The sequence below is a fragment of the Bowmanella sp. JS7-9 genome, assembly GCF_004329715.1.
Classification (GTDB): domain Bacteria; phylum Pseudomonadota; class Gammaproteobacteria; order Enterobacterales; family Alteromonadaceae; genus Pseudobowmanella; species Pseudobowmanella zhangzhouensis.
In genome coordinates, this window is the sequence record NZ_JXSY01000002.1 from 280,411 (window position 1) to 304,763 (window position 24,353).

Here is a 24,353-nt window from a genome sequence, read left to right on the forward strand (position 1 = left end):
TGCTGCGTTCGTCGAGGTTGTCAAAATCTGATCCAACGAAGAGGATTTTTCGTTAGACTGCATGCAGTTGATCGGGCAACGGAGCGGCACATGCATTATCGGGCAATTAAACAAAAAGTAAGCGGGATTCAAACCAGTGACGGAGCGGGCGTTAGTCTTAAACGTATCATCGGTCAACCCGCGTTACGAAATCTGGATCCATTTTTGATGTTGGATGAGTTTGGCTCCGATCAACCTGACGATTATCTGGCTGGTTTTCCGAATCACCCTCACCGTGGCTTTCAGACCGTGACCTATATGCTGCAGGGTAAAATGGCCCATGCGGACTCTGCGGGTAATGAAGGCCTGATTGAAAGCGGTGGGATTCAATGGATGAATGCCGGTAGTGGCATTATTCATTCGGAGATGCCGCGCCAGACTGAGGGACTGTTACGTGGATTTCAGCTTTGGGTGAATCTGCCCGCCAGTGAAAAAATGTCCTCACCCGGTTATCAGGACATCGCGCCTGAAGATGTGCCGGTACTGGAAAAAGGCGAACTTCAGGTCAAAGTATTGGCCGGTGAATTCGAGGGCGTAGCCGGGCCGGTAAAAAATGTTGCGGTGGAGCCACTGTTCTTAGATGTGCGCAGTGTCGGCGCGGCGACGCTGGCGATGCCGCTGCCGGCTATGTTGAATGCTTTTGTGTACTGTTTTGAAGGTCAGGCAGAGTTGGCCGGTAAGATTTTACAAAAAGGCGAACTGGCAGTGCTGGATACCGGCAATACCCTGAAAATCGCATTGAAGTCAGACAGTGCCTGCATCATCGTCGCGGCAAGACCGATTGAGGAGCCGATTGTGCAATATGGCCCGTTTGTGATGAACAGCGAGGCTGAAATCCGTCAGGCGTTAATGGACTATCAGCAAGGCAGGTTAGTTCGCTCCGTCACCTGAGTTATCTGGCTGTTTCATCTCATCGATCTTCATATCATGTCCGGGGCAGATGGTTTCATATTCATCCCGGTAATAGCGAAACTCGGTACAGGCCTGATCGAAGCGGCGGCGGGCCTCGGTGACTTGCTGTGGATTTTGATTATGCTGAATCTGGTAAATCAGCATCTGACACTCCCGCTGCTGTGATAATACGTCGAGCAATTGTTCACAATCCTGTGGCTTACTGCTACACCCCGATAAAACCGCAACTATCCCGCATCCAACTGTTTTGGTGATATTTTTCATCGTAAATATTGCTCCGCTTGTGCGATCAAAATTGCCAGTGCTTTGCTTTGTTTTTCATCCAACGACATCCGCCTTAATTGCTGCACCGTATCGCGGCAATCGGCACTAATATCCGCGTCCGGCGTGGTAAAAAATCCCTGTAACTTAATCGCGTATTGCAGCAGCTTTAACAGTAAGTTCGGGTTACCGGGACTTAAACGTTTGGCGCGTTTAAGGGTGTCATAGGCAAGTTGAAACTTACCCTGAATGAAGTGGTTTTCGGCATCAGCCAACAGCAGCATATATTGCTGCATGGATCCTTCGGATTGATGCCTGATCTGCTCAAGTGCGTGGGCTGTGACCGGGTTAGGCGTATATTGACGCGCATCCAGTTCCTGCATTAGCGCATGTAACTGCTCGTAATCCCCTAACTCATTGAGCATATAAGCACTGTCCGCCGCCAATTCGAGAGGAAACTGTGCATGGCGAGCCAAATATTGATTGGCATCAGCCATCGCCTGACGGGCGCTTTGCATCTTACCCTGCAATAATTCGACGCGCGCAGCAATCAGTGAACGATATGCATCAAAGTCGAACTCTTTGGCCTGCTTAACCAATGCGGACGATGCCTCCCGTTGCAGAGTATCGACTGCCTGATTCTGTAATTGACGCTTTTCCTGCTCTGAGCTGGTATTGGCAGCCTGCTCCAACAGACTTCTTACATAGTTGCACAAATGGCTGACGCTGCGATGAATCGAGAATCGGGTTTGTTCAAGGATCGACAGACAACATTGCTTGGCAAAATCATAATCGCCATTTGCCTGAGCAATCTCGCAGCCCAGGTAGTGCCGTTCAATGGAGTGAGGGGCGATGCGGATCGCTTCTTTTACCTCGTCACAGGCTTCCTGCAATTTTTCAGTGCGCAACAGACACTGTGCCAGCACTTCATGGGCATCGTCAGCCACCATGCGGTTTTCCAGCATGCGTCTGGCTAATTCTGATGCTTCGTTAAACTGGCGCAGATACAGTTGGGTGCGCGCCATGGCAATGACGACCCAGGGTAACTGGGTGTCATTCATCAGTTGATTTAACAAACTGGCCGCAGACTTAAAGTCGCCATTGCGCCACAGCAGTTCGGTGATTACCAATGAGCAAAACTGCCGATAGCGGCTGGTTTTGGATAATTCTGTTTTACAGGCATTGATCGCGCCTTTGATATTGCCCGCTTCCAGTTGCTGATAGATAGGCAGCAATGTCCGTCGTTTTAGGCTGGCTTTTTGCAGACGCTGATGCAGATTTTCATGATTAAAAGGCTTCAACAGGTAATCATCGGGTTGTAATTCGGCTTTGCCCATCAGTGCAGGGCGCTGCATTTGACCGCTAATCAATAAACACACAGAGGCTAATGGCAGGGCATTGGTGGCACGCAGTTGTTCCACAAGCTGCAAGCCATTTTGCTCGTGGTTGCCCAAATTGACGTCGCTGATAAGAAAATCAAATTGTTGCTGACGACACAACTCGGCAGCATCGGCGGCATGTCGGCACACTGACACATGCTGTGCGCCTAATTTGCTGAGCGCATTACGCAGTAACATCAGGTTGCCGTCATGATCTTCAACGACCAGAATATTTTTATCGTGATAGGTCAGGGAATTATCAGTCAACGTGATTTACTTCCGGCAGGTTGTCTTTGCCTCTCATACTTGTAGAAAACGGGAACAAACGCAAGCACGTTAAGGTATTCAACTTTCGACATTTTATGCCGATGAATACAATTAACCTTGTCTGCTGAAAGTTTCATCTGCCCATGCTGCCCATAAAAGGCCTCGAACTTCATCCGGAATTCAATGGAACGGTTGCCGCGGCACTGAGCCAGTCGGATGGCGCGGCATTATTTGCGTTGTATATGGCGATGCAAAACCCGGATGCCAGTGCGCAGCCGTATGTCTTTTCTGCGCCAACCGACCACCACGTCAGTAAACCGGTAAGTGACTACCCGGCCAGCCACCTCGCGGCCACAGCAGACGACTGGGTATCATCTGCTACGCTGACAAGCCTGATTCAACAAGGCCTTATCGACAGTGCCAGATTATGGCAGGCCATGCATCCGCAGCCGCTAGCTGTTAAAAATGATCCGAAACATCTCAGTGCCGAGGTGGTGTCAAATTGTGCGCTATACACGCAACAGCGGTTACAAGCAGGTACTGGGCGACAGGCTGTGCATGAAGACCCACGGCAATTACTTAACGTGTTGGATGCACTCCATCAGGCGGCTTAATTAATCCAGACGCGCACAGCATTTTTTGAATTTTTTACCTGACAAACAGGGGCAGGGCAGGTTTGCTGCGTTTTTAATTTTGCCGCTTTGCGGGTGAATATCACCGCTCACGTAATACCATTTGCCTTGTTCACAAAGAAAATCGGAACGTTCACGTAATTGATATAATGCCCCACCCACACAGGAATAAGCGATAAATTCCACTTCGCCGTGTTGTTCGTCCGATAGTTTGTGCCCGAGGATCTGCAACCCTATCCAATGCTGAGGATCATCAGTCAAATCTAAACTGCCTAAGTCAGGGCGTGTGCTTTCATGCCAGCTATGAAACAAATACTGGCCATCCGCCAATGCAAACGCAGTGTATCGGGAACGCATCAGGGACTGTGGGCAGGAGGGAATTTCAGATTGTTGAATAAAGCGGCCACAACAGGTGGAATACAACTGACCGCTTCGACAAGGACATTGCATGCCTTACGCCATTAAGATTACCAGGGACCGTATACTAAATTAGCATCCCCTGAATGGCGAAGATTAATTACCGTGACCTTATATAGCAGGCAAAGCATTTTTAAGACCCGGTAATCACTTTCCGGCAGATTCATATCCTGTACCACGATACAGCCTGCCTGACCGCACTTGATTAACTTCTTTAACCAGGCGTGTAACAGATCCTGACCAGGCTTACGCATCATGATGCAATGGTTCAGGGGGTGCGTAACCTGCAAATTATCGCTCAACACATACAACCAGCGACGTTGTTGCTGAAATTGAGCTAGCAATGGCGCTAACGCCTGCTGACGATCCATATCGATAGTCATCAATTTGTGTTCTGCAAAGCCTTGTTCAAGACGTTCAACGGTAGCCATAAATTACCTGTTCATTTATACAGTGTGGGTATACAGTAGTACTGTATAAAAAAACATGCAAGTATTTTTTTTATGCAATTTTTATAAACTGTGTTGGTATTTTCTCTGCATTGTTTAAACAATTAATCATACAGTGGTGTTGGATGTCCCTTATGTTCATGTGCAGTGGTTTTGACGACAGGCGTTTACCTCTTCGGCTGATCAGATGGATAAATGTCTTGATGGTCGGTACTGCTATGGTGTGGTCACAGGCTGCCGTGGCCCAAAATGCTGTGGAGCTGTATATACGTGATGATGTACTTGAGGATTATCTGGCCTTTGTCGCTAACCGCGATGTGCTGGATATCAGGGAGTTCAGTGGTCGCACCATAAGACGAGATGTTGTCGATATGATCATTGCACAGCAGGCAATGGCGATAGGTGGCTTTAAAAGGGATTATCAATATCACGCAGGTAAAGTAAATTTTCGTAATACGCGTTTGCTGCAACAAGGTAAGTTGCTGATTAGTTTTGACTCTTATTGGCTCGCTGATGCCGAGGAATTGCAGCAGGATGTATATATATCTGACTCGGTGATCCGGCGTGGCGAGTATGTTGCTGGTATTTATACCGGGATGCAGAATCAGGCCATCCTCAAGGTCAACAACCTGGCGCAGTTGCAACAATTTTCGGCGATTTCGACGCCCCTGTGGCGCACTGATTGGCGCACCATCCAGTCTCTTGGATTAAGCAAGGTACTGCGTGAGGATGAATGGATCAGTATGGCCCGGATGGTTAGCAATGGTTGGGTAGATTTTATGCTGATGCCATTGTATCGCTCCGGACACGAAATATATGAATTGGAAAATATTCGTTTACAACCCGTACCTGGAGTCGTGGTGCTGTTAAACGACAGCCGCCATTTTGTGATAAGTAAACATCACCCTGATGGTAATGCGGCATTTGATGCAATCCAAATCGGTCTGGCAGCCCTGCGTGAGCAGGGCAGAATCCTTAAAGCTTACCAGCAAGCTGGTTTTGTGGTTGATCCCGAGCGTTTCATCATTCTTAACCCGGCCCAATCTCAGGAATGATGGTTATGCAGCGTGCCGGGTAAAAAGAGATTGGCAAACATCCGCGTTGCATAGTCATCTGTCATGCCTGACAGATAATCACTGATAACCCGCGCTTTAGCATGCTCGCCGTCAGCGCGTTGCCAGCGAACTGCCGTATTAGCCGGCAACAATCGCTCTGGATCTGAGCTAAAGGCTTCAAACAATTGCATAATTATTTGTTGGCCTTTGTATTCATGACGCTGTTTAGAGGGTTGATTGATTACGTGCTCGTATACAAACCCTTTAAACATATCCAGTGCGGCTTTGGCTTCCGGATCCATCACCGCATTGTAAGTGAGCAAAGGGTTATCAAACGGCTCACTGTGGGCGCGCAGTTCAATAGAGGTAACAAGTTGGTTTACCAGCGCGCCTATCGCATCTTTGCGGCTGTAATGATGTGGACTGAATAATTGTTCGGCCAGTTTGTCAGCGTGATTAGCGAACCAACTGCCTTGCATGGCTTTTAGGTCAGCCTGCATTGACTCGAAGTGGTGTGCCTGCACAATCCCCATAGTGATCGCGTCTTCTAAGTCATGGATGCCATAGGCGATATCATCAGCCAGTTCCATAATCGAACAATCCAGCGATTTGTAGCAGGTGCGCAGACCATATTTACCAGCAGTCAGCTCAGCCAGACGCGATTTATCGGAATCAGACAGTGGCGCCGTTACCCAGTCGTACATTTCTTTGTCGCAATCAAACAGGCCTTTGGGTGGATACCATTCACTGGCTTTAAGCTGGCGAAAATCGGCAACACTGCGGCGTTGTTCCGGCGCCAGCATCTGATTGATAAACGCCGGATACTTGACTAACCCCAATACGGTGCGACGGCAAAGATTCATGCCATTTGCCGGCGTGTAAGGCTCCAGACGCGTCACAATACGAAACGTCTGGCCATTGCCTTCGAAGCCACCGTGTTCACGCATCATGTAGTGCAGGGCAATTTCCCCGCCATGGCCAAACGGCGGATGGCCAATGTCGTGGGCCAAACACAGGGTTTCGATAAGGGTATCGTCCAGGTGCAATTGTGCAGCCAGTTCAGGTTGCTTGATAGCCAATTGGGCCGCGATGCCCTGACCAATTTGCGATGCTTCCAGCGAGTGGGTCAGGCGAGTGCGGTGGAAATCACTCATACCGACGCCATGCACCTGCGTTTTTGCCTGCAGGCGGCGAAATGCGGCGGAGTGTAACACTCGCGCTTTGTCACGCTGGAAAGGGTTACGATGATCCCGTTCCCGATTGCTGGCCTGAGTCTGGAATCTTTCCTGCCACTGAGATTGCATGGCGCTACTCCCTGGTTGTCTGCGGTACATTAATGGTGAAATGCCGGCCGCAATGACGTTGGACTAATTTTGTTCATCAGTATGCCATGAGGTTGGCGGCTAAGCATTGGAAATTGCTCACAATTACTTACAAACACTGACTTTCGAAGTGGTCAATATTACGCCACACTGGGGCAAACAGGAGGCAGTATGGCAGCACCCCTTATTTGGCTCGGCGCCGGCTTAGCCGCGCTGGCTATCGCAGATAAAGAGCGACGCTCTCCAAAGGGTTCGCAGGTAATTCATTATCCTGGCGAATCGGTTATGCAAGTCAGCCCGACCGACGGTGCCGTAGTGTGCTGCGGGATCTATGGCGTATTTGACCACACTGGGATCTGGGTGGACGGCCAGATCATCGAACTAAAAGGAAATGGCTTGGTGCGCGCCGTATCACCGTCACGTTTTTTGGCTAACCGCAGTGGTGAAAGGATATTTGTATTATGCGATGCGGCCGGTAACGCCATTGAAAATCAGCGCGCAGCCTCGATTGCGCTGAGTAAGGTGTTCACCTACAGCGAATACGACGTACTGAAAAACAATTGTCACCGATTTTGCTGGCAATGTATCAGTAATGAGAGGGAGCGTGTAACCGCCTTTACCCAGCTTAATCAGTTGCTGGCAACACATTATCAAACCCGCTTGCGCTGGCATCCTATCGGGGGGGCGTAAATTGAGTGACCGACAATGGCATAAAGTCGCTGTCTGTGGTCTACACTTTTTCCAGTGGCAGGTTAAGTGTTTGAATTATTGGTTCGTTTAACCCAATTACACGGCGCTTTTTCCTGCTTGTAGCCGGATCACGAGTGGGAGCGCTTATGTCACAGTCATTTAAACAATCGCCGGATAATGCCCTTAAAGAAACCGGATTTGCCCGAATTATTCCCTGTAAGCAATTAGATGTGGCCGATCCCCTCAAATGGTTGGGGCTTGGTTGGCGTGATGCATTCAGGGCGCCGGTGATCACACTGTTCTTCGGGGTGTTGTTTACACTTGCACCCTGGGTGATTTATTACCTGGTGGAACTGACCGGTTGGCACCTGATTATTCTACCCTCGATTGTGTGTTTTATGTTGTTGGGGCCGTTTTTGGCGGCAGGTTTATATGATGTCAGCTGGGAGCTGGAAAAAGGCCATCAGCCCAGCCTGTGGCACAGCATCAAGGCGATCAACCGTAATGCCGTGAATGAATGGGCGTTTGGCTTACTGCTGTTGGTGATCATGATTTTCTGGCTGCGGGTATCGGCCTTAATCCACGCGTTATACCCTAATTATCTGGAGCCCAATTTAGCCAACCTGATGCCGTTTTTATTACTCGGTACCGTGGTGGGCGCAGGGTTTACTATGCTGGTGTTTTTTATCAGTGCGTTTACTCAGCCGATATTGATGGAGCGTCGGGTGGACTTAGCCACTGCGGTGCTCAGTAGTATGAATGCGGTGTGGGTTAATAAAGCGCCAATGGCGGTATGGGCGTTGATTATTCTGACCTGTGTAGGAATCGGATTTATTACTTACTTCTTTGCGTTTTTAATTTTAATGCCGTTGATTGGCTACGCCACCTGGCATGGTTATATCGACACCATCGAAACCAAACGCGAACGCCATTACGACTAGGCTAACTCCAGTTCGATATCTGTGACTGCCCTGCAACAGCAGGGCAGAATTTCATCGTCATTGATGTAGGCGAGGGGCTCAATGACATAGTCGACTTCGCCGCTTAACAAGCGCGTGCGGCACGCCCCACAAAACCCTTCCCGACAGTGATAATGCACATCCAGACGCTGGGCTTCCAGCGCCTGAAGTACAGTGTGTTCGGGATGCTGCTCAATATCGCCGTGGGAGACAACCTTGATCAGACAGGTTTTTCGCTGAGTCATTAATTACAGGTCGAAATCACCAAAATCATCGGCACTGACTTCTGCATCGATCTGGCCAACCAGATAAGAGCTGATTTCTGACTCTTGCGGTGCAACCTGTACGTTGTCTGACATCAGGTAATTATTCATCCATGGCAGTGGGTTGCCATTGACTTCAAATTGTAATGGCAGGCCGATGGCTTTCATTCGCTCATTAGCAATGAATTCAACGTACTGGCACAAAATTTCTTTATTCAGACCAATCATTGAGCCGTGCTGGAACAGATAGGTCGCCCATTGCTTTTCCTGCTCGACCGCGGTCATAAAGATAGCCAGTGATTCGTCCTGACATTCGGCGGCAATTTCGGCCATTTCTGGATCGTCTTTGCCTTTTGCCCACAGATTGAGAATATGCTGAGTGGACGTCAGGTGCAGGTTTTCATCGCGCGCAATCAGACGGATGATTTTTGAGTTACCTTCCATTAATTCACGCTCAGCGAAGGCGAACGTACAGGCAAACGACACATAGAAACGAATCGCTTCCAACGCGTTAACTGAGCACATGCACAAATACAGCTTGCGCTTTAACTCACGCATGGTCACGGTATAGATGCTGCCATCTTCGGTTTTATGTGAGCCTTCGCCCTGGGTCTGCCACAACTGGGTTGCAAAGATCAGGTCGTCGTAATAGCGGGAAATATCCGTTGCACGGCGCTTGATCTCATCATTCATCACGATGTCGTTAAATACCGCGCTAGGATCGGTAAACAGGTTACGCAGAATGTGAGTATACGAACGCGAGTGAATCGTCTCAAAGAAAGACCAAGTCTCAACCCAGGTTTCTACTTCGGGTAAGGAGATAATCGGCAGGAACGCAATATTCGGGCTGCGGCCCTGAACAGAGTCGAGCAGGGTCTGATATTTCAGGTTCGAGATGAAAATGTGTTTCTCACTTTCAGACAGCTTTTGAAAGTCCAGTCGATCCTTACTGACATCAACTTCTTCCGGGCGCCAGAAAAACGAGATTTGTTTCTCGATTAATTTTTCGAATACGTTATGGCGTTGCTGGTCATAGCGGGCAACGTTAACCGGGTTACCGAAAAACATCGGCTCTTGCAACGCATCATTGTTTACTTGATTAAAAGTCGTGTACTTCATGTGTGTGCTGACATTGAGTTAGAAACAAAGACAAGGCGGCACATAAGGCCGCCTGCGTGTGTTAGATCTTACAGGCACCGCCTGCGCAACCATCGTCTTCTTCGACAACCACATCGACTGTGGCGGCCTCAGGCTTCGCATCGGCTGCCGCTTTCTCTTCCAGGCTATCCGCTGCGCCATCACGGGTATTGTGATAGTACAGGGTTTTTACGCCTAGTTTGTAAGCGGTGAGCAGGTCTTTAAGCAACTGCTTCATAGGGACTTTACCCCCTTCGAAGCGCGCCGGATCATAGTTAGTGTTAGCTGAAATCGTCTGGTCGATGAATTTCTGAATAATCCCAACGATTTGCAGATAGCCATCATTACTTGGAATAGTCCAGAGTAATTCATAGGCGTTTTTGAGCGTATCGTAATCAGGCACAACCTGCTTCAACACACCGTCTTTACTAGCCTTAACGCTGATGTGGCCACGTGGTGGCTCAATACCATTGGTGGCATTCGAGATCTGTGAAGACGTCTCAGACGGCATCAGGGCAGACAGCGTACTGTTACGCAGACCATGCTTAACGATATCGCTACGCAGCGCTTCCCAGTCGTAACGCAATGGTTCATTACATACGCTGTCCAGGTCTTTCTTATAGCTATCAATCGGTAACACACCTTGTGAATAGGTGGTTTCGTTGAACTTAGGACATGCGCCTTTTTCGATAGCCAGTTTGTTAGAGGCTTTCAACAGATAATACTGCATGGCTTCAAAGGTACGGTGTACCAGGCCATTGGCGCTGCCATCGGAGTATTTCACACCGTTTTTCGCCAGATAGTAAGCAAAGTTAATTACGCCAACACCGAGAGTACGACGACCCATAGTGGCCGTATACGCGGCAGGTACCGGGTAATCCTGATAATCCAGCAGGCTATCGAGTGCACGTACGGTTAAATCGGCCAGCTCTTCAAAGTCATCCAGAGATTTGATTTCACCCAGGTTAAAGGCTGACAGGGTACAAAGGGCAATTTCACCTTCTTCGTCATTTACATGACGCAGTGGCTTGGTTGGCAGCGCGATTTCCAGACACAGGTTGCTCTGACGAACCGGTGCGACTTTTGGATCAAACGGGCTGTGCGTGTTGCAGTGATCCACGTTTTGCAGATAGATACGGCCTGTGCTGGCACGCTCCTGCATAAACAAGCCAAACAATTCCATTGCTTTGATTTGTTTCTTACGAATCGCAGGATCCTGCTCATATTGCACGTACAGACGCTCAAACTCGTCCTGATCGGCAAAGAAGGCATCATACAATCCAGGCGTGTCTGACGGGCTGAACAGTGTGATATGTTCATCTTTAATCAGACGCTGATACATAAGTTTGTTGAATTGCACGCCGTAATCTAAGTGGCGTACACGGTTCTCTTCAACACCGCGGTTATTTTTCAGTACCAGCAGGGATTCAACTTCCAGGTGCCAGATGGGGTAGAACAGAGTCGCTGCGCCACCACGTACACCACCTTGTGAACAGCTTTTTACTGCGGTCTGGAAGTACTTATAAAACGGAATACATCCGGTGTGGAACGCTTCACCACCACGGATTTCACTACCCAGAGCACGGATGCGACCGGCATTCACACCGATACCAGCGCGCTGACTGACGTATTTAACAATCGCGCTGGCGGTGGCATTGATCGAATCAAGACTGTCACCTGTTTCTATCAGTACGCATGAACTGAACTGACGGGTAGGGGTGCGCACGCCAGACATAATCGGCGTAGGCAAAGATACTTTAAAGGTAGAGGCTGCGTCATAGAAACGTTTGACGTAATCCAGACGAACAGACTTTTCATAATTGGCAAACAAACAGGCTGCGACCAGCATATACAGGAACTGGGCACTCTCGTAGACCTCACCGCTCACACGGTTTTGTACCAGGTATTTTCCTTCCAGCTGTTTGACCGCGGCATAGCTGAAGTTCATATCGCGCCAATGGTCGATATGTTTGTTCAGTTCGTCCAGTTCGGCTTTGCTGTAGTCTTCCAGAATGTGCTTATCGTATTTACCTTTATTCACCATATTCGTGACATGGTCGAATAGCGTCGGCGGTTCAAACTGACCATAGGCTTTTTTACGCAAATGGAATATCGCCAAACGCGCCGCCATATACTGGTAGTCAGGGCAGTCTTCAGAAATCAGATCAGCAGCAGCACGAATCAGCGTTTCGTGGATGGCAGCGGTTTTGATGTCATCATAAAACTGCAGGTGAGCTTTCAGTTCTACCTGAGAAACCGACACGTTTTTCAGGCCTTTTGCGGCCCAGGTGACGACTTTATGGATTTTATCGAGGTCGAGGGGTTCCTTTTCCCCGTTTCGTTTTGTCACGAGTAGTTGGTTGTTCATGCCAGTCAGCCATTGTTGTTTTAGTTTGAGTTTTGAGCATTCAGATAGGCAGTCAGCGCCGCTGTCTATCCGGACAACTTAGCGCACTGGTGACGAATCGTCTCCAGCGTTGTCCTGACACAAGATAGTGAGGTCGATGATGGAATGCAACCCAATATCTGGTGGTTTTATCAGCGATCAAACACAAGTGCTATTTACGGTTAGTAGCGACTTACCGCAAACCGTGCACAGAAGCACAAAGTGTCAGATTGCAACTGATATTTTGGCGTAAAATTTTCCCTAAATTTTTTTTAATTCAAAATTCGGTTTTTAATAGCATAACGATATATAGATTTTGTTGACGGGCAAAACTACTACATATTGTGTTTTGAATGTAAAAGTTGTAGCAAATCTTGTGGTTGAAAACAGACGTGGGTAGGTCGCCAATCAGCGGTTTGGGCGTTGGCCAACAGGTATCCCCAGGCGGCCAATACGGTCTGCATACCGGCCTGATTGCCTGCGATAATGTCCCGCTCGGCATCACCCACATACCAACAGTGTTGTGGCACGACGTTTATCTGTTCACACGCATAAAATAGCGGTGCAGGGTGAGGCTTACGTTCACTCAGCGTATCGCCGCCGACCATCACCGCGCTTTGGTTAAATTCGGGGTATCCCGGTAACAACTCGCGAGTGATAGCCTCGGGCTTGTTGGTCACAATACCCCACAAGATATTGTGTTCAGACAGCCAGCTCAAAAGCGGCGCAACACCGTCAAACACGACAGATTGATCATGTGACTGTTGACGGTATTCAAGCAGAAACTCTTCCCGCAGTGCTAAACGCTCCGTGGAGGACAGTTCCGGAAAGCCCAGAGCCAGCATGCCGTTGGCACCATCAGAACCGATTTGACGATATTGTGCGTAACTGACGGGTTCGCGGCCGCGCCTGGCAAGCATGTTGTTCAGCGCGGCGCCCAAATCCCTGGCGGTATCTAATAAGGTACCGTCTAAATCAAATAAGACAGCTTTGGGCAGCATGGATTTAGTCGGCAATTTTTTCACACACCAACATATAGTTGACGTCTACGTTGCGGTTGGACAAATAGAATGCACCAGACAACGGGTTCATATGCAGCCCGGTCATATCGCGCACTTTCAGCCCGGCCTGGTCACAAAAGCGCAACAGCTCGGCAGGTTTAATAAATTTATCGTGCTGATGAGTGCCGGCTGGCACCAGCTTTAAAATATGCTCTGCACCAACAATTGCCATCAGCCAGGATTTAATGTTGCGATTTAACGTGGATAGAAATACTTTGCCGCCAGGTTTGACCAGGGCGGCACAGGCATTGACCACAGAGGCAGGGTCTGGCACGTGCTCAAGCATTTCCATACAGGTAACCACATCAAATTGTTCTGTATGCACAGCGGCAAATGCCTCGGCAGTGGTTTGCTGGTAATCAACCTGAACTTTGCTTTCCAGCCCATGTAAACGGGCGACATTCAGTGACTCTTCTGCCATATCGATACCAGTCACGTCAGCTTTAAGGCGCGCCATACTCTCGGCCAAAATACCGCCACCACAACCAACATCGACCACCTTTTTTCCAAACAAGCCGTCACAATGTTGCTCAATATAATCCAGGCGCAACGGATTGATCTGGTGCAAGGGTTTAAATTCGCCGTTGAGATCCCACCAGCGACTGGCTAGTGCTGAAAATTTGTCAATTTCCTGAGGGTCTACATTGATTGTGTTGGTCATATTGTTCGCGTTTTCTTAAAAATCTGCCGCATTATAAACATCAATTAAAACCTAACGTACAGGCTTAAATACTGGTTACTATTTGTGCAGTTATTTTGCACTGAATCTTGGCTGTAATTTTGTCACCTTTGTTGATAGAATCGGGCGGCTAAACAGTGTGCTTTTTTGCACGCACGGAACGCGCAAGCTGCGCGCTTACGGGTAAACATAAGAATAATTAGGGACAAGGCTGTATATGACCGATCACGCCAAAGAAATACTCCCCATCAATATTGAAGAAGAGTTAAAGAACTCTTATCTGGATTACGCCATGAGCGTAATCGTTGGACGAGCATTACCCGACGTTCGGGATGGTCTGAAACCTGTGCATCGTCGCGTCCTGTTCGCGATGAGCGAACTTAAAAATAACTGGAACTCAGCATATAAAAAGTCTGCCCGTGTCGTGGGTGACGTAATCGGTAAGTATCACCCACACGGTGACTCTGCGGTATACGACACCATCGTGCGTATGGCGCAGCCGTTTTCACTGCGTTATATGCTGGTTGACGGTCAGGGTAACTTTGGTTCGGTTGACGGCGACTCAGCAGCAGCGATGCGATATACCGAAGTACGTATGGCGAAAATCGCCCACGAGTTGCTGGCTGACCTGGATAAAGAAACCGTTAACTTTGTGCCGAACTACGATGGCACAGAGCACATTCCGGATGTGTTACCGACGAAAGTACCTAACCTGCTGGTCAATGGCTCGTCGGGTATCGCGGTAGGTATGGCGACCAACATTCCACCTCACAACCTGACTGAGGTAGTGAATGGCTGTATCGCACTGATTAATAACCCGGACATCAGCATCGAAGAGCTGATCGAACTGATCCCAGGCCCGGATTTCCCGACTGCCGCTATCATCAGTGGCCGTAAGGGCATCGAAGAAGCCTATCGAACCGGCCGCGGTAAAATCTACATGCGTGCCCGTGCGGAGATTGAGCGTGAGGATAATGGTAAAGAAACCATTATCGTTACTGAGATCCCTTATCAGGTAAACAAAGCGCGCCTGATCGAAAAGATTGCCGAACTGGTCAAAGAAAAACGCATTGAAGGTGTTTCTGCGCTGCGTGACGAGTCAGACAAAGACGGCATGCGTATCGTTGTTGAAGTTAAACGCAACGAGTCGGCCGAAGTATTGCTTAACCACTTATATTCCCAGACACAAATGCAAACCGTGTTTGGTATTAATATGGTGGCGCTGGATAACAACCAGCCTAAAGTCTTCAATCTGCGCGAAATTCTTGAAGCCTTTATTCTGCACCGTCGTGAAGTGGTTACCCGCCGTACGGTATATGAACTGCGTAAAGCCCGTGAGCGTGCGCATATCCTTGAAGGATTAGCGGTAGCGCTGGCGAATATCGATGAAATTATCGAGCTAATCAAAGCCTCCGGCAGCCCGGCAGAAGCTAAAATCGGCCTGACTGCCCGTGGTTGGTCGCTGGGTGATGTGGCGCAAATGCTGGAACGTGCCGGTGTAGACGCTGCACGTCCGGATTGGCTGGAGCCGCAATACGGTATTCGTGAAGGCCAGTACTTCCTGACTGAACAGCAGGCGCAGGCGATTCTTGATTTACGCCTGCATAAACTGACTGGTCTGGAACACGATAAGATTCTGGCAGAGTACCGCGAACTGTTAGATCTGATTGCCGAATTATTGCATATCCTCAGCAGCCCAGAGCGTCTGATGGAAGTCATTCGCGAAGAGCTGGAAAAAGTACGTGACGAATTCGGTGATGAGCGCCGTACTGAAATCACTCATGCCAGCCACGATATCGATATCGAAGACCTGATTGAACAGGAAGACGTAGTCGTCACACTGTCTCATGAAGGTTACGTGAAATATCAGAAACTGGCGGATTACGAGGCGCAGCGCCGCGGTGGTAAAGGTAAGTCCGCGACTAAGATGAAGGATGAAGACTTTATCGAACGTCTGCTGGTGGCCAATACCCATGACCATATTTTGTGTTTCTCGACCCGCGGTCGATTGTACTGGCTGAAGACTTATCAATTGCCGTTTGCCAGCCGCAATGCCCGTGGTCGTCCAATTGTGAATATCCTGCCGCTGGAAGAAGGGGAGCGTATCACCGCAATTCTGCCAATTCAGGAATTCTCAGCAGACAAATTTGTACTGATGGCGACTGCCGCAGGTACGGTTAAGAAAACCGCACTGACCGAATACTCACGTCCGCGCTCCAACGGTATTATCGCAGTCAATTTGAACGACGGTGATGAACTGATTGGTGTGTCACTGACTAACGGTGACAGTGAAGTAATGCTGTTCTCTGACGCAGGTAAAGTCGTGCGCTTTAGTGAAGACCAGGTACGCGCCATGGGCCGCACTGCCACAGGAGTGCGCGGTATGAAACTGATGGAAGGCCAGAAGGTCGTATCGCTTATCGTGCCAAATGGTGACGGCGCAATTCTGACCGCCACAGAAAATGGTTTTGGTAAACGTACTCCGCTGGATGATTACCCAGCGAAGAGCCGTGCTACTCAGGGTGTGGTATCAATTAAAGTCAGCGAGCGTAATGGTGCCGTGGTCGGTGCTGTGCAGGTTGATGAAGAAATGGAAATCATGCTGATCAGTAACGCCGGTACCCTTGTTCGTACCCGCGTGGCTGAGGTTTCCACGGTCGGCCGTAATACCCAAGGGGTACGTTTGATTCGTACGTCTACCGATGAAATCGTGGTAGGTCTGCAACGAATCGACGAAGTGGTCGACGAGGATCTGGAGTTAGACGATGCCGAAGGTGAGGGCGATGCCGAGCCTCAGGTAACGGAGCAGTCTGAAGACTGATTCAACACTTAAAAAAACGAGCGGCCGGTCCGCTCGTTTTTTAGTTTTTGGCTTGGCATTTTTGGAGTAGATCTTATGACCAACGTTTATAATTTTTGTGCCGGGCCTGCCATGCTTCCTGTTGAGGTAATGAAACAGGCACAGCAGGAATTTTTAAACTGGCAGGGTTGTGGTAGCTCAGTGATGGAAATCAGTCACCGCAGCAAACCCTTTGTACAACTTGCCGAGCAGGCAGAGCAGGATTTACGCGATTTACTCGCCATCCCTGATGATTACCATGTGTTATTTATGCATGGTGGTGGGCGTGGTCAATTTGCTGCGGTACCGCTAAATCTGGCAACGCAGGGCCAGGCTGCGGACTATCTGACAACAGGTAGCTGGTCGTCGGCCGCGCTGACCGAAGCCAATAAATATGTGGTGGCGAATGAAGTGGCTAAAGCCCGGCAGATTGATGGTCTGTGGGCAGTGCCCGAGCAATCCGCCTGGCAGGTAAATAACAATGCTGCGTATTTTCACTACTGCCCGAATGAAACCGTCGACGGTATTGAACTGCCGGACTTGCCAGACGTATCTGCTCCGATCGTGGCCGATATGTCATCGTGTATTTTGTCCAAACCCATCGATGTTTCACGCTATGGATTGATTTATGCCGGTGCGCAGAAAAATATCGGACCATCAGGCTTGTCGGTTGTGATTGTCAAAAAGGATCTACTTAAAGGTCCGCAGGCTAGCACGCCTGCAATTTTTGACTACGCGCTACAAGGCAAAGAAGGCTCGATGTACAACACACCGCCAACCTACGCCTGGTATCTGGCCGGGCTGGTGTTCCAGTGGCTTAAGAAGCAAGGTGGTGTCAACGCGATGGAAGCACATAATCGTGCCAAGGCTGAGCTTTTGTATCAGTGCATCGACGATTCAGATTTCTATCGCAATCAGGTTGCCAAGCCTTATCGCTCGCGCATGAATGTGCCGTTTCAGTTAGCCAACCCCAGTTTAGATGCGCAGTTTTTAAAGCAAGCCGAGCAGCAGGGGCTGACCTCATTACAGGGACACCGCTCAGTGGGTGGCATGCGCGCCAGTATTTATAACGCGATGCCGCTTGCGGGCGTGCAGGCACTGACTGAGTTTATGCGTGAATTCGAACGGAGCATGGGCTGATGGAACAATTAACCCTAACACCCATTGATGCAGTGCGTGGCACCATTAATCTACCCGGCTCTAAAAGTCTGTCTAACCGCGCATTACTGTTGGCGGCGCTGGCCGAGGGTGAGACCCATCTGACCAACCTGCTCGATAGTGATGATATTCGCCACATGCTCAATGCCCTGTCCGAATTAGGCGTGGCCTATCGATTATCCGGAGATAAAACGGAATGCTGGGTACAAGGCAATGCCGGCGCGTTTAACGTCGCCCAAACGAAAACGCTGTTTTTGGGAAATGCCGGCACCGCAGTGCGTCCATTATGTGCAGCGCTGGCGGCATCTCAAGGTGCCTTCACCCTGACCGGTGAACCGCGCATGGAAGAGCGCCCATTGGCACCGCTAATCGAGGCGCTGCGCCAAGCAGGTGCGTCGATTGAGTGTCACAAAGCCGCGGGTTTCGTTCCGTTGACAATTAAAGGACAGCGCTTACAGGGCGGAGAAATTGAAGTGGACGGCAGCTTGTCCAGCCAGTTTCTGACCGCACTGTTAATGGCTGCGCCGTTATTTTCCGGTGACGTTACGCTGGTGATCCGTGGTGAACTGGTATCTAAGCCCTATATCGATATTACTCTGGACACCATGGCCAAATTTGGTGTCGGGGTAGACAATCATGACTACCAGCGCTTTGACATCAAAGGCGGACAAACCTACCGTTCACCGGGTGATTTCCTGGTAGAAGGTGATGCGTCATCCGCCTCCTATTTTTTAGCCGCAGCGGCCATTAAAGGTGGGCCAGTTAAAGTCACCGGGATCGGTAAGCAATCGATTCAGGGTGATATTCATTTTGCTGATGCGCTGGAAGCGATGGGGGCCAAAGTGGTGTGGGGTGATGATTATATTGAAGTGATCGGTCAGGGCCTGCATGGTATCGATATGGATATGAACCACATTCCTGATGCCGCCATGACAATTGCCACCACAGCACTGTTTGCAAAGGGGCCAACCCGTCTGCGGAACATTTACACCTGGCGCTTAAAAGAAACTGATCGCATAGCCGCAATGGCCACGGAACTGACAAAAGTTGGGGCGAACGTGGAAGAGGGCGAAGATTACATTCAGATCATTCCTCCTGCGCAGTTACAGCATGCTGAGATTGATACCTATAATGACCACCGTATGGCCATGTGCTTTTCTCTGGTGGCGTTGGGGGATACCCCGGTTACCATTAATGATCCTGGCTGTACCGCCAAAACTTTCCCTGATTACTTTATGCGTCTGGCGTCTGTCAGTCACACAAATTAACAATTGAAACGGCCCCATTTGGGGCCATTTCTTTGGCCTTTCATTGCCAATTCCGGCTAATTCCGTATAATACCGCGCGATTTTCAAACCTTATGGAGTCAAAATGGCAGAGAATGCACCAGTAATTACGATCGATGGACCAAGCGGTGCAGGTAAAGGAACCGTCAGTACATTGTTGGCTCGTAAACTGGGATGGCACTTTTTAGATAGTGGTGCCATTTATCGGGTGATGGCGGTTGCCGCAATGCATCACCAAATTGACGCCGATGATGAATATGGTTTGGTGCCATTGGCGTCGAATCTGGATGTGGTGTTCGAGTCCAGTGAAGGCCACTGTAAAGTGGTATTGGAAGGCGAAGATGTCACTGATGTGATTCGCACCGAAGAGGTCGGCGCGGTGGCATCTAAAGTGGCTGCCTTACCACGCGTTCGTGAGGCGTTATTGCGCCGCCAACGTGCATTTCGCGATGCGCCTGGCTTAATTGCCGATGGTCGTGACATGGGCACGGTGGTATTTCCGAATGCGATTACCAAAGTATTTTTGACGGCCAGCGCTGAAGAGCGCGCCAGACGTCGCTTTGAGCAATTGAAAGCCGCTGGCCACGATGTTACTATTGACCGTCTTTTAGCCGATATTCGTGCAAGAGATGAGCGTGACAGCAATCGTGCGGTTGCGCCACTTAAACCGGCAGATGATGCTTTAGTGCTTGATTCTACTGAATTAAGCATTGAACAAGTACTTGAGGCCATCGTTACATTCCACGCGGAAAAGCAGTAACGCTGGCATTAAGGGGTCTGGCTCAGGACGAGCAGGACTATTTTAAATAACCCCACGTAAACAGGATTGTTACGCGGATTTTGATTGAAGAATCTCATGACTGAAAATTTTGCTCAACTCTTTGAAGAGAGTTTAAAACAACTTGAAACTCGCCCAGGTGCCATCGTTAAAGGTACTGTTGTTGCAATCGACAAAGACATCGTTCTGGTTGATGCGGGTCTCAAATCTGAAAGTGCTATCCCTGCAGAACAGTTCAAAAACGCTGAAGGTAACCTGGAAATCGCCGTTGGCGATACAGTTGATGTTGCACTGGACGCTGTTGAAGACGGCTTCGGTGAAACTATCCTGTCTCGTGAAAAAGCTAAGCGTCACGAAGCATGGGTTGAGCTGGAAAAAGCATACGAAGAGAAAGCCACTATTATCGGTGTTATCAACGGTAAAGTTAAAGGTGGTTTCACTGTTGAAATCAATGCAGTACGTGCCTTCTTACCAGGTTCACTGGTAGACGTTCGTCCAGTAACGAACACTACTCACCTGGAAGGCAAAGAGCTGGAATTCAAAGTTATCAAGCTGGATGCTAAGCGTAACAACGTTGTAGTATCTCGCCGCGCTGTTATTGAAGCTGAAAGCAGTGCAGAGCGTGCAGAACTGCTGTCCAACCTGGAAGAAGGTATGGAAGTGAAAGGTATCGTTAAGAACCTGACAGACTACGGTGCATTCGTAGATCTGGGCGGTGTTGACGGCCTGCTGCACATCACTGATATGGCTTGGAAACGCGTTAAGAACCCAGCTGAGATCGTAAGCGTAGGCGACGAGATCAACGTTAAGGTTCTGAAGTTCGACAAAGAGAAGTCACGCGTATCTCTGGGTATGAAGCAAATGGGCAACGACCCATGGCAAGAAATTTCTACCCGTTACCCAGAAGGTGCTCGCATCTCTGGTCAGGTAACTAACCTGACTGACTACGGCTGCTTCGTAGAAATCGAAGACGGCGTTGAAGGTCTGGTTCACGTTTCTGAAATGGATTGGACTAACAAGAACATCCACCCATCTAAGGTTGTTAACCTGGGCGACACAGTAGAAGTAATGGTACTGGAAATCGACGAAGACCGTCGCCGTATCTCTCTGGGTCTGAAACAGTGTAAAGCAAACCCATGGGAAGAGTTCGCTAAGTCTTACAACAAAGGCGACAAAGTGACTGGTAAGATCAAGTCAATCACTGACTTCGGTATCTTCATCGGTCTGGACGGCGGCATCGATGGTCTGGTTCACCTGTCTGACATCAGCTGGAACAAAGCTGGTGAAGAAGCAGTACGTGAATTCAAGAAAGGCGACGAAATCACTGCTGTGGTTCTGCAAGTCGATCCAGAGCGTGAGCGTATCTCTCTTGGCGTTAAGCAAATCGAAGAAGATCCTTTCAATAAGTATCTGACAGATAACAAGAAAGGTGCTATCGTTATCGGTAAAGTTACCGCTGTTGATGCCAAAGGTGTAACTGTTCAACTGGCAGAAGAAGTTGAAGGTTATGTCCGCGCAGCAGACCTGTCTCGTGACCGTATCGAAGACGCGTCTGAAGTCGTTAAAGTTGGCGAAGAGCTGGAAGCCAAGTACGTTGGTGTAGATCGTAAAAACCGTATCGTTAACCTGTCTGTGAAGGCAAAAGACGAAGCGGAAGAAAAAGAAGCGATCGATAAAGTCAATCAGCAAGAAGAAGTGACTTTCTCTAACGCGATGGCAGAAGCCTTCAAAGCCGCTAAAGGCGAAGAGTAATCAACAAAGGGAGCTTAACGCTCCCTTTTTTGTGGTAACCGATTAATTTAACTTTCTGGAGTGTTGCCAATATGACCAAGTCAGAGTTGATTGAACGGTTAGCTGATCAATATCGTCAATTACCCGCCAAGGATGTGGAAAGCGCAATCAAGGAAATACTTGAGCAAATGGCGCAGACCCTGCAACGTGGAGATCGCATTGAGATCCGCGGCTTTGGTAGTTTCTCTTTGCATTACCGCGCCCCGAGAGTTGGCCGTAACCCTAAAACCGGCGATACCGTCGAGTTAGAGGGAAAATATGTGCCGCACTTCAAGCCTGGTAAAGAGTTACGCGAACGCGTAAATGACTGATTGATCCTCTAAAAAAAACGCCTGAAATGCGATATGCTAGCGGCATTCCAATGGAGTGCCGTTTTTGTATCTGAGTAAAAGGAACTGATTGAGTGAAGAAACTGCTGATTTTTCTGATATTTCTGTTTGTGATGCTGGTTGCAGTAGCAGTTGGGGCACAAAATGATCAGTGGATCCAGGTTAATTACATTATCGCCTCCAGCCAGATGCATGTGGCCACGCTGATGGCCCTGTCTATCGGGCTGGGTTTTATCCTGGCGCTGTCTCTGAGCGGGCTCGTGATGCTCAGGCTCAGTTGGCACAACAAACATCTGCAACGTCGCCTGAAACGACTCAGCCACGCCAACGAGCAAAAGTAACCGGGTATGCTGGAGTTATTATTCTTACTACTTCCAGTTGCTGCCGGTTATGGATGGGTAATGGGCCGCAATAGTCTGCGCCACGCCCAACAGAAACAATCTAAAATACTCTCCCGCCATTATTATCGTGGCTTAAATTTCCTGTTATCCGATCAGCCGGATAAAGCCGTCGACACGTTAATTAAGATGATCAGCGTGGATAGCGATACGCTGGAAACCCATATTGCAATGGGGAATTTTTTTCGCCATCGCGGAGAGCTGGACCGTGCTATTCGTATTCACCAAACGTTAGTAGGAAAGGACAATCTCAGTGCTGAACAAAAGGCTCTGGCGCTGAAGGAACTGGGTCGCGATTATCTGTTAGCTGGATTTTTAGAGCGCGCCGAAGCCGCCTATTTGCAATTGCTGGAGAGCGATAAGCACTATCTGGAAGCCCAGCAACAGTTATTTAATATCTATCAAACCACTAAAGAGTGGGATCGTGCCATCGAACTGGCCGAGCGTATGGTGGCGTGCCATGGCGACAATGATGAGTTATGTCAGCGTGTTGCACATTTTTACTGCGAACAGGCTGCCATCGAAATCCAGCAGGACAACTTAAAACAGGCACACGCGTTATTACAAAAGGCTGTGCGCTCCGACGAACATGCGGTGCGACCGTTTCTGATGCTGGGTAAATTGGCCCTGAATCATGCCCAGGCCGCCGATGCCTATGATTACCTGAGCCAGGTGCCGGAACGGGATATAAACTGGTTAAGTGAAGCCATGCCACTGATAGAAACGGCCGCTCAGGAGAGCAAACGCCTGGCGGAATTTGAAGAATTCCTCGAACAGCACTGGCAGAAATGTGCCTCTGCCTATTTGGCGAAAACCCGGTTGGTGGCGCGTCAGGTCGGTGAGGGCGAAGCCAGTAGCTTCCTGTTACAGCAATTACGCCGTTCTCCTACAATGAAAGGATTTCGGCAATTAATGGATTTGTATCTTAAGCAGGATGCTGCAAATGATTCCGGTAACAGCCTGAGAATGTTGCAGGAACTGGTCGACGAACAGATCCAGCGTCGACCTAAGTACCGATGCGGCAGTTGCGGCTTTTCTGGTCAAAGTATTCATTGGTTGTGCCCATCCTGTAAAAAGTGGGGCACAGTTAAACCAATAAAAGGGTTGGATGGAGAGTAGTATGCAAGACCCAAAAGTTATTGTGGCGCTGGACTTTGATAAAGAGCACGACGCCCTGCAATTTGTTGAGCGGGTCAGTCCATCTGATTGCCGCCTTAAAGTAGGCAAAGAAATGTTTACCTACTTAGGCCCGCAGTTTGTTAAGTCTTTGATTAACAAGGGTTTCGACGTTTTTCTCGACCTAAAATTTCACGATATTCCTAATACCGTCGCCAAAGCCTGCGTGGCTGCCGCCGATATGGGGGTGTGGATGGTCAATGTGCACGCCAGTGGCGGGCGAAAGATGATGGAAACTACCCGTACTGAATTAGCGTCATTTGGAGCCAATGCACCTAAGCTAATTGCCGTTACCGTGTTGACCAGTATGAGTGAAACAGAATTACGCGAAACCGGTGTACCCCGTTCACCTGAGCAACAGGTGCTTCATCTGGCCACGCTTGCTCAACAAAGCGGGATGGATGGTGTCGTGTGCTCGGCACAGGAAGCGGCGATGTTAAAACAAACGCTGGGCCATGCATTTCAGTTGGTCACGCCGGGGATACGTCCAGTAGGCGCAGAGCTGGGTGATCAGATGAGGGTAATGACGCCAGAGCAAGCGATGCTGGCAGGCGTAGATTACATGGTCATTGGACGGCCGATTACTAAGGCATCAGATCCTGTCGCGGTGTTGAACGAGATTAACCGTAGTATTTCAAGCTAGCGGATTTGACCCTGGCAACGTCTTAACTGGCGCAGGCTGGTGTAAGT

24 protein-coding genes are annotated in these 24,353 nt (G+C 49.2%); 14 read left to right on the forward strand and 10 right to left on the reverse strand.

Features of this window, described 5'->3' with window-relative positions; all coding sequences use genetic code 11:
- Positions 1-90 precede the first annotated feature (90 nt).
- Positions 91-930, forward strand: a complete 840-nt coding sequence (locus TK45_RS01695) for a pirin family protein (RefSeq protein WP_131256887.1) — start codon at positions 91-93, stop codon at positions 928-930.
- On the opposite strand, the gene TK45_RS01700 is transcribed toward TK45_RS01695, so the two are convergent.
- Positions 910-1,215: a hypothetical protein gene (locus tag TK45_RS01700; RefSeq protein ID WP_131256888.1), complete on the reverse strand. Its 306-nt coding sequence runs from the start codon at positions 1,213-1,215 to the stop codon at positions 910-912. The two genes, TK45_RS01695 and TK45_RS01700, sit on opposite strands and share 21 nt — an antisense overlap.
- Positions 1,212-2,858 (reverse strand): response regulator, encoded by a 1,647-nt coding sequence (locus TK45_RS01705; RefSeq protein WP_131256889.1) that lies wholly within the window; start codon positions 2,856-2,858, stop codon positions 1,212-1,214. Before TK45_RS01705 ends, TK45_RS01700 begins: the two co-directional genes overlap by 4 nt.
- A gap of 143 nt (positions 2,859-3,001) precedes the next feature.
- On the opposite strand from TK45_RS01705, the gene TK45_RS01710 reads away from it, so the two are divergent.
- Positions 3,002-3,472 (forward strand): VC2046/SO_2500 family protein, encoded by a 471-nt coding sequence (locus TK45_RS01710; RefSeq protein WP_131256890.1) that lies wholly within the window; start codon positions 3,002-3,004, stop codon positions 3,470-3,472.
- Here the strand turns inward: TK45_RS01710 and TK45_RS01715 are convergent, their stop codons facing one another.
- Complete coding sequence (locus tag TK45_RS01715; RefSeq protein WP_165490674.1) at positions 3,473-3,847, reverse strand: YchJ family protein; 375 nt, start codon at positions 3,845-3,847, stop codon at positions 3,473-3,475. It lies immediately after the preceding gene.
- Between the two features lie 110 nt (positions 3,848-3,957).
- Complete coding sequence (locus TK45_RS01720; protein WP_131256892.1) at positions 3,958-4,338, reverse strand: hypothetical protein; 381 nt, start codon at positions 4,336-4,338, stop codon at positions 3,958-3,960.
- Positions 4,339-4,559: 221 nt separating this feature from the next.
- Between TK45_RS01720 and TK45_RS01725 the strand changes: the two genes are divergently transcribed.
- Complete coding sequence (locus tag TK45_RS01725) at positions 4,560-5,411, forward strand: hypothetical protein (protein ID WP_254426511.1); 852 nt, start codon at positions 4,560-4,562, stop codon at positions 5,409-5,411.
- Here the strand turns inward: TK45_RS01725 and TK45_RS01730 are convergent.
- The gene (locus tag TK45_RS01730; RefSeq protein ID WP_131256894.1) at positions 5,402-6,715 is read right to left on the reverse strand and encodes an anti-phage deoxyguanosine triphosphatase; all 1,314 of its coding nucleotides are present in this window, start codon (positions 6,713-6,715) and stop codon (positions 5,402-5,404) included. The two genes, TK45_RS01725 and TK45_RS01730, sit on opposite strands and share 10 nt — an antisense overlap.
- A 189-nt stretch (positions 6,716-6,904) precedes the next feature.
- Between TK45_RS01730 and TK45_RS01735 the strand changes: the two genes are divergently transcribed.
- Complete coding sequence (locus TK45_RS01735; RefSeq protein ID WP_131256895.1) at positions 6,905-7,423, forward strand: hypothetical protein; 519 nt, start codon at positions 6,905-6,907, stop codon at positions 7,421-7,423.
- 146 nt (positions 7,424-7,569) lie between these two features.
- A complete protein-coding gene (locus TK45_RS01740) occupies positions 7,570-8,364 on the forward strand; it encodes a DUF2189 domain-containing protein (protein ID WP_131256896.1) in 795 nt (264 codons plus the stop codon).
- Here the strand turns inward: TK45_RS01740 and yfaE are convergent.
- The 5 genes from yfaE to ubiG form a co-directional block, all read right to left on the reverse strand.
- A complete protein-coding gene (yfaE, locus tag TK45_RS01745; protein WP_131256897.1) occupies positions 8,361-8,627 on the reverse strand; it encodes a class I ribonucleotide reductase maintenance protein YfaE in 267 nt (88 codons plus the stop codon). The genes TK45_RS01740 and yfaE overlap by 4 nt on opposite strands.
- A 3-nt stretch (positions 8,628-8,630) precedes the next feature.
- Positions 8,631-9,764, reverse strand: coding sequence for a class Ia ribonucleoside-diphosphate reductase subunit beta (gene nrdB / locus TK45_RS01750; protein ID WP_131256898.1), 1,134 nt, complete (start codon positions 9,762-9,764; stop codon positions 8,631-8,633).
- Positions 9,765-9,825: 61 nt separating this feature from the next.
- A complete protein-coding gene (nrdA, locus tag TK45_RS01755) occupies positions 9,826-12,150 on the reverse strand; it encodes a class 1a ribonucleoside-diphosphate reductase subunit alpha (RefSeq protein ID WP_131256899.1) in 2,325 nt (774 codons plus the stop codon).
- A gap of 353 nt (positions 12,151-12,503) precedes the next feature.
- Positions 12,504-13,193, reverse strand: a complete 690-nt coding sequence (locus tag TK45_RS01760) for an HAD-IA family hydrolase (protein WP_131256900.1) — start codon at positions 13,191-13,193, stop codon at positions 12,504-12,506.
- On the reverse strand, positions 13,174-13,890 hold the full coding sequence (gene ubiG / locus TK45_RS01765; RefSeq protein WP_131256901.1) for a bifunctional 2-polyprenyl-6-hydroxyphenol methylase/3-demethylubiquinol 3-O-methyltransferase UbiG: 717 nt from the start codon (positions 13,888-13,890) through the stop codon (positions 13,174-13,176). Before ubiG ends, TK45_RS01760 begins: the two co-directional genes overlap by 20 nt.
- A 235-nt stretch (positions 13,891-14,125) precedes the next feature.
- On the opposite strand from ubiG, the gene gyrA reads away from it, so the two are divergent.
- The 9 genes from gyrA (at position 14,126) to pyrF (ending at position 24,306) form a co-directional block, all read left to right on the forward strand.
- The gene (gene gyrA, locus TK45_RS01770) at positions 14,126-16,729 is read left to right on the forward strand and encodes a DNA topoisomerase (ATP-hydrolyzing) subunit A (RefSeq protein WP_131256902.1); all 2,604 of its coding nucleotides are present in this window, start codon (positions 14,126-14,128) and stop codon (positions 16,727-16,729) included.
- A 75-nt stretch (positions 16,730-16,804) separates the two neighbouring features.
- Positions 16,805-17,887: a 3-phosphoserine/phosphohydroxythreonine transaminase gene (gene serC, locus TK45_RS01775; RefSeq protein ID WP_131256903.1), complete on the forward strand. Its 1,083-nt coding sequence runs from the start codon at positions 16,805-16,807 to the stop codon at positions 17,885-17,887.
- Complete coding sequence (gene aroA / locus TK45_RS01780; protein ID WP_131256904.1) at positions 17,887-19,173, forward strand: 3-phosphoshikimate 1-carboxyvinyltransferase; 1,287 nt, start codon at positions 17,887-17,889, stop codon at positions 19,171-19,173. Before serC ends, aroA begins: the two co-directional genes overlap by 1 nt.
- Positions 19,174-19,276: 103 nt before the next feature.
- Positions 19,277-19,951, forward strand: coding sequence for a (d)CMP kinase (gene cmk, locus TK45_RS01785; protein ID WP_131256905.1), 675 nt, complete (start codon positions 19,277-19,279; stop codon positions 19,949-19,951).
- A 96-nt stretch (positions 19,952-20,047) separates the two neighbouring features.
- Positions 20,048-21,721, forward strand: coding sequence for a 30S ribosomal protein S1 (gene rpsA / locus TK45_RS01790; RefSeq protein ID WP_131256906.1), 1,674 nt, complete (start codon positions 20,048-20,050; stop codon positions 21,719-21,721).
- Positions 21,722-21,792: 71 nt separating this feature from the next.
- On the forward strand, positions 21,793-22,071 hold the full coding sequence (ihfB, locus tag TK45_RS01795; protein WP_131256907.1) for an integration host factor subunit beta: 279 nt from the start codon (positions 21,793-21,795) through the stop codon (positions 22,069-22,071).
- A gap of 92 nt (positions 22,072-22,163) precedes the next feature.
- Positions 22,164-22,430 carry a LapA family protein gene (locus TK45_RS01800; RefSeq protein ID WP_131256908.1) on the forward strand — a complete coding sequence of 89 codons (267 nt, stop codon included), beginning with the start codon at positions 22,164-22,166 and terminating at the stop codon, positions 22,428-22,430.
- A 6-nt stretch (positions 22,431-22,436) separates the two neighbouring features.
- A complete protein-coding gene (gene lapB / locus TK45_RS01805; protein ID WP_131256909.1) occupies positions 22,437-23,606 on the forward strand; it encodes a lipopolysaccharide assembly protein LapB in 1,170 nt (389 codons plus the stop codon).
- A gap of 1 nt (position 23,607) precedes the next feature.
- Positions 23,608-24,306: an orotidine-5'-phosphate decarboxylase gene (pyrF, locus tag TK45_RS01810; RefSeq protein WP_131256910.1), complete on the forward strand. Its 699-nt coding sequence runs from the start codon at positions 23,608-23,610 to the stop codon at positions 24,304-24,306.
- Positions 24,307-24,353: the final 47 nt, after the last annotated feature.

Bases quoted from the DNA above. Each gene is read 5' to 3' on its own strand.
- TK45_RS01695 (WP_131256887.1), top strand. From the start codon at position 91: ATGCATTATCGGGCAATTAAACAAAAAGTAAGCGGGATTCAAACCAGT.
- TK45_RS01700 (WP_131256888.1), bottom strand. From the start codon at position 1,215: ATGAAAAATATCACCAAAACAGTTGGATGCGGGATAGTTGCGGTTTTA.
- TK45_RS01710 (WP_131256890.1), top strand. From the start codon at position 3,002: ATGCTGCCCATAAAAGGCCTCGAACTTCATCCGGAATTCAATGGAACG.
- TK45_RS01715 (WP_165490674.1), bottom strand. From the start codon at position 3,847: ATGCGTTCCCGATACACTGCGTTTGCATTGGCGGATGGCCAGTATTTG.
- TK45_RS01720 (WP_131256892.1), bottom strand. From the start codon at position 4,338: ATGGCTACCGTTGAACGTCTTGAACAAGGCTTTGCAGAACACAAATTG.
- TK45_RS01725 (WP_254426511.1), top strand. From the start codon at position 4,560: ATGGTCGGTACTGCTATGGTGTGGTCACAGGCTGCCGTGGCCCAAAAT.
- TK45_RS01730 (WP_131256894.1), bottom strand. From the start codon at position 6,715: ATGCAATCTCAGTGGCAGGAAAGATTCCAGACTCAGGCCAGCAATCGG.
- TK45_RS01735 (WP_131256895.1), top strand. From the start codon at position 6,905: ATGGCAGCACCCCTTATTTGGCTCGGCGCCGGCTTAGCCGCGCTGGCT.
- TK45_RS01740 (WP_131256896.1), top strand. From the start codon at position 7,570: ATGTCACAGTCATTTAAACAATCGCCGGATAATGCCCTTAAAGAAACC.
- yfaE (WP_131256897.1), bottom strand. From the start codon at position 8,627: ATGACTCAGCGAAAAACCTGTCTGATCAAGGTTGTCTCCCACGGCGAT.
- nrdB (WP_131256898.1), bottom strand. From the start codon at position 9,764: ATGAAGTACACGACTTTTAATCAAGTAAACAATGATGCGTTGCAAGAG.
- nrdA (WP_131256899.1), bottom strand. From the start codon at position 12,150: ATGAACAACCAACTACTCGTGACAAAACGAAACGGGGAAAAGGAACCC.
- ubiG (WP_131256901.1), bottom strand. From the start codon at position 13,890: ATGACCAACACAATCAATGTAGACCCTCAGGAAATTGACAAATTTTCA.
- gyrA (WP_131256902.1), top strand. From the start codon at position 14,126: ATGACCGATCACGCCAAAGAAATACTCCCCATCAATATTGAAGAAGAG.
- serC (WP_131256903.1), top strand. From the start codon at position 16,805: ATGACCAACGTTTATAATTTTTGTGCCGGGCCTGCCATGCTTCCTGTT.
- aroA (WP_131256904.1), top strand. From the start codon at position 17,887: ATGGAACAATTAACCCTAACACCCATTGATGCAGTGCGTGGCACCATT.
- cmk (WP_131256905.1), top strand. From the start codon at position 19,277: ATGGCAGAGAATGCACCAGTAATTACGATCGATGGACCAAGCGGTGCA.
- rpsA (WP_131256906.1), top strand. From the start codon at position 20,048: ATGACTGAAAATTTTGCTCAACTCTTTGAAGAGAGTTTAAAACAACTT.
- ihfB (WP_131256907.1), top strand. From the start codon at position 21,793: ATGACCAAGTCAGAGTTGATTGAACGGTTAGCTGATCAATATCGTCAA.
- lapB (WP_131256909.1), top strand. From the start codon at position 22,437: ATGCTGGAGTTATTATTCTTACTACTTCCAGTTGCTGCCGGTTATGGA.
- pyrF (WP_131256910.1), top strand. From the start codon at position 23,608: ATGCAAGACCCAAAAGTTATTGTGGCGCTGGACTTTGATAAAGAGCAC.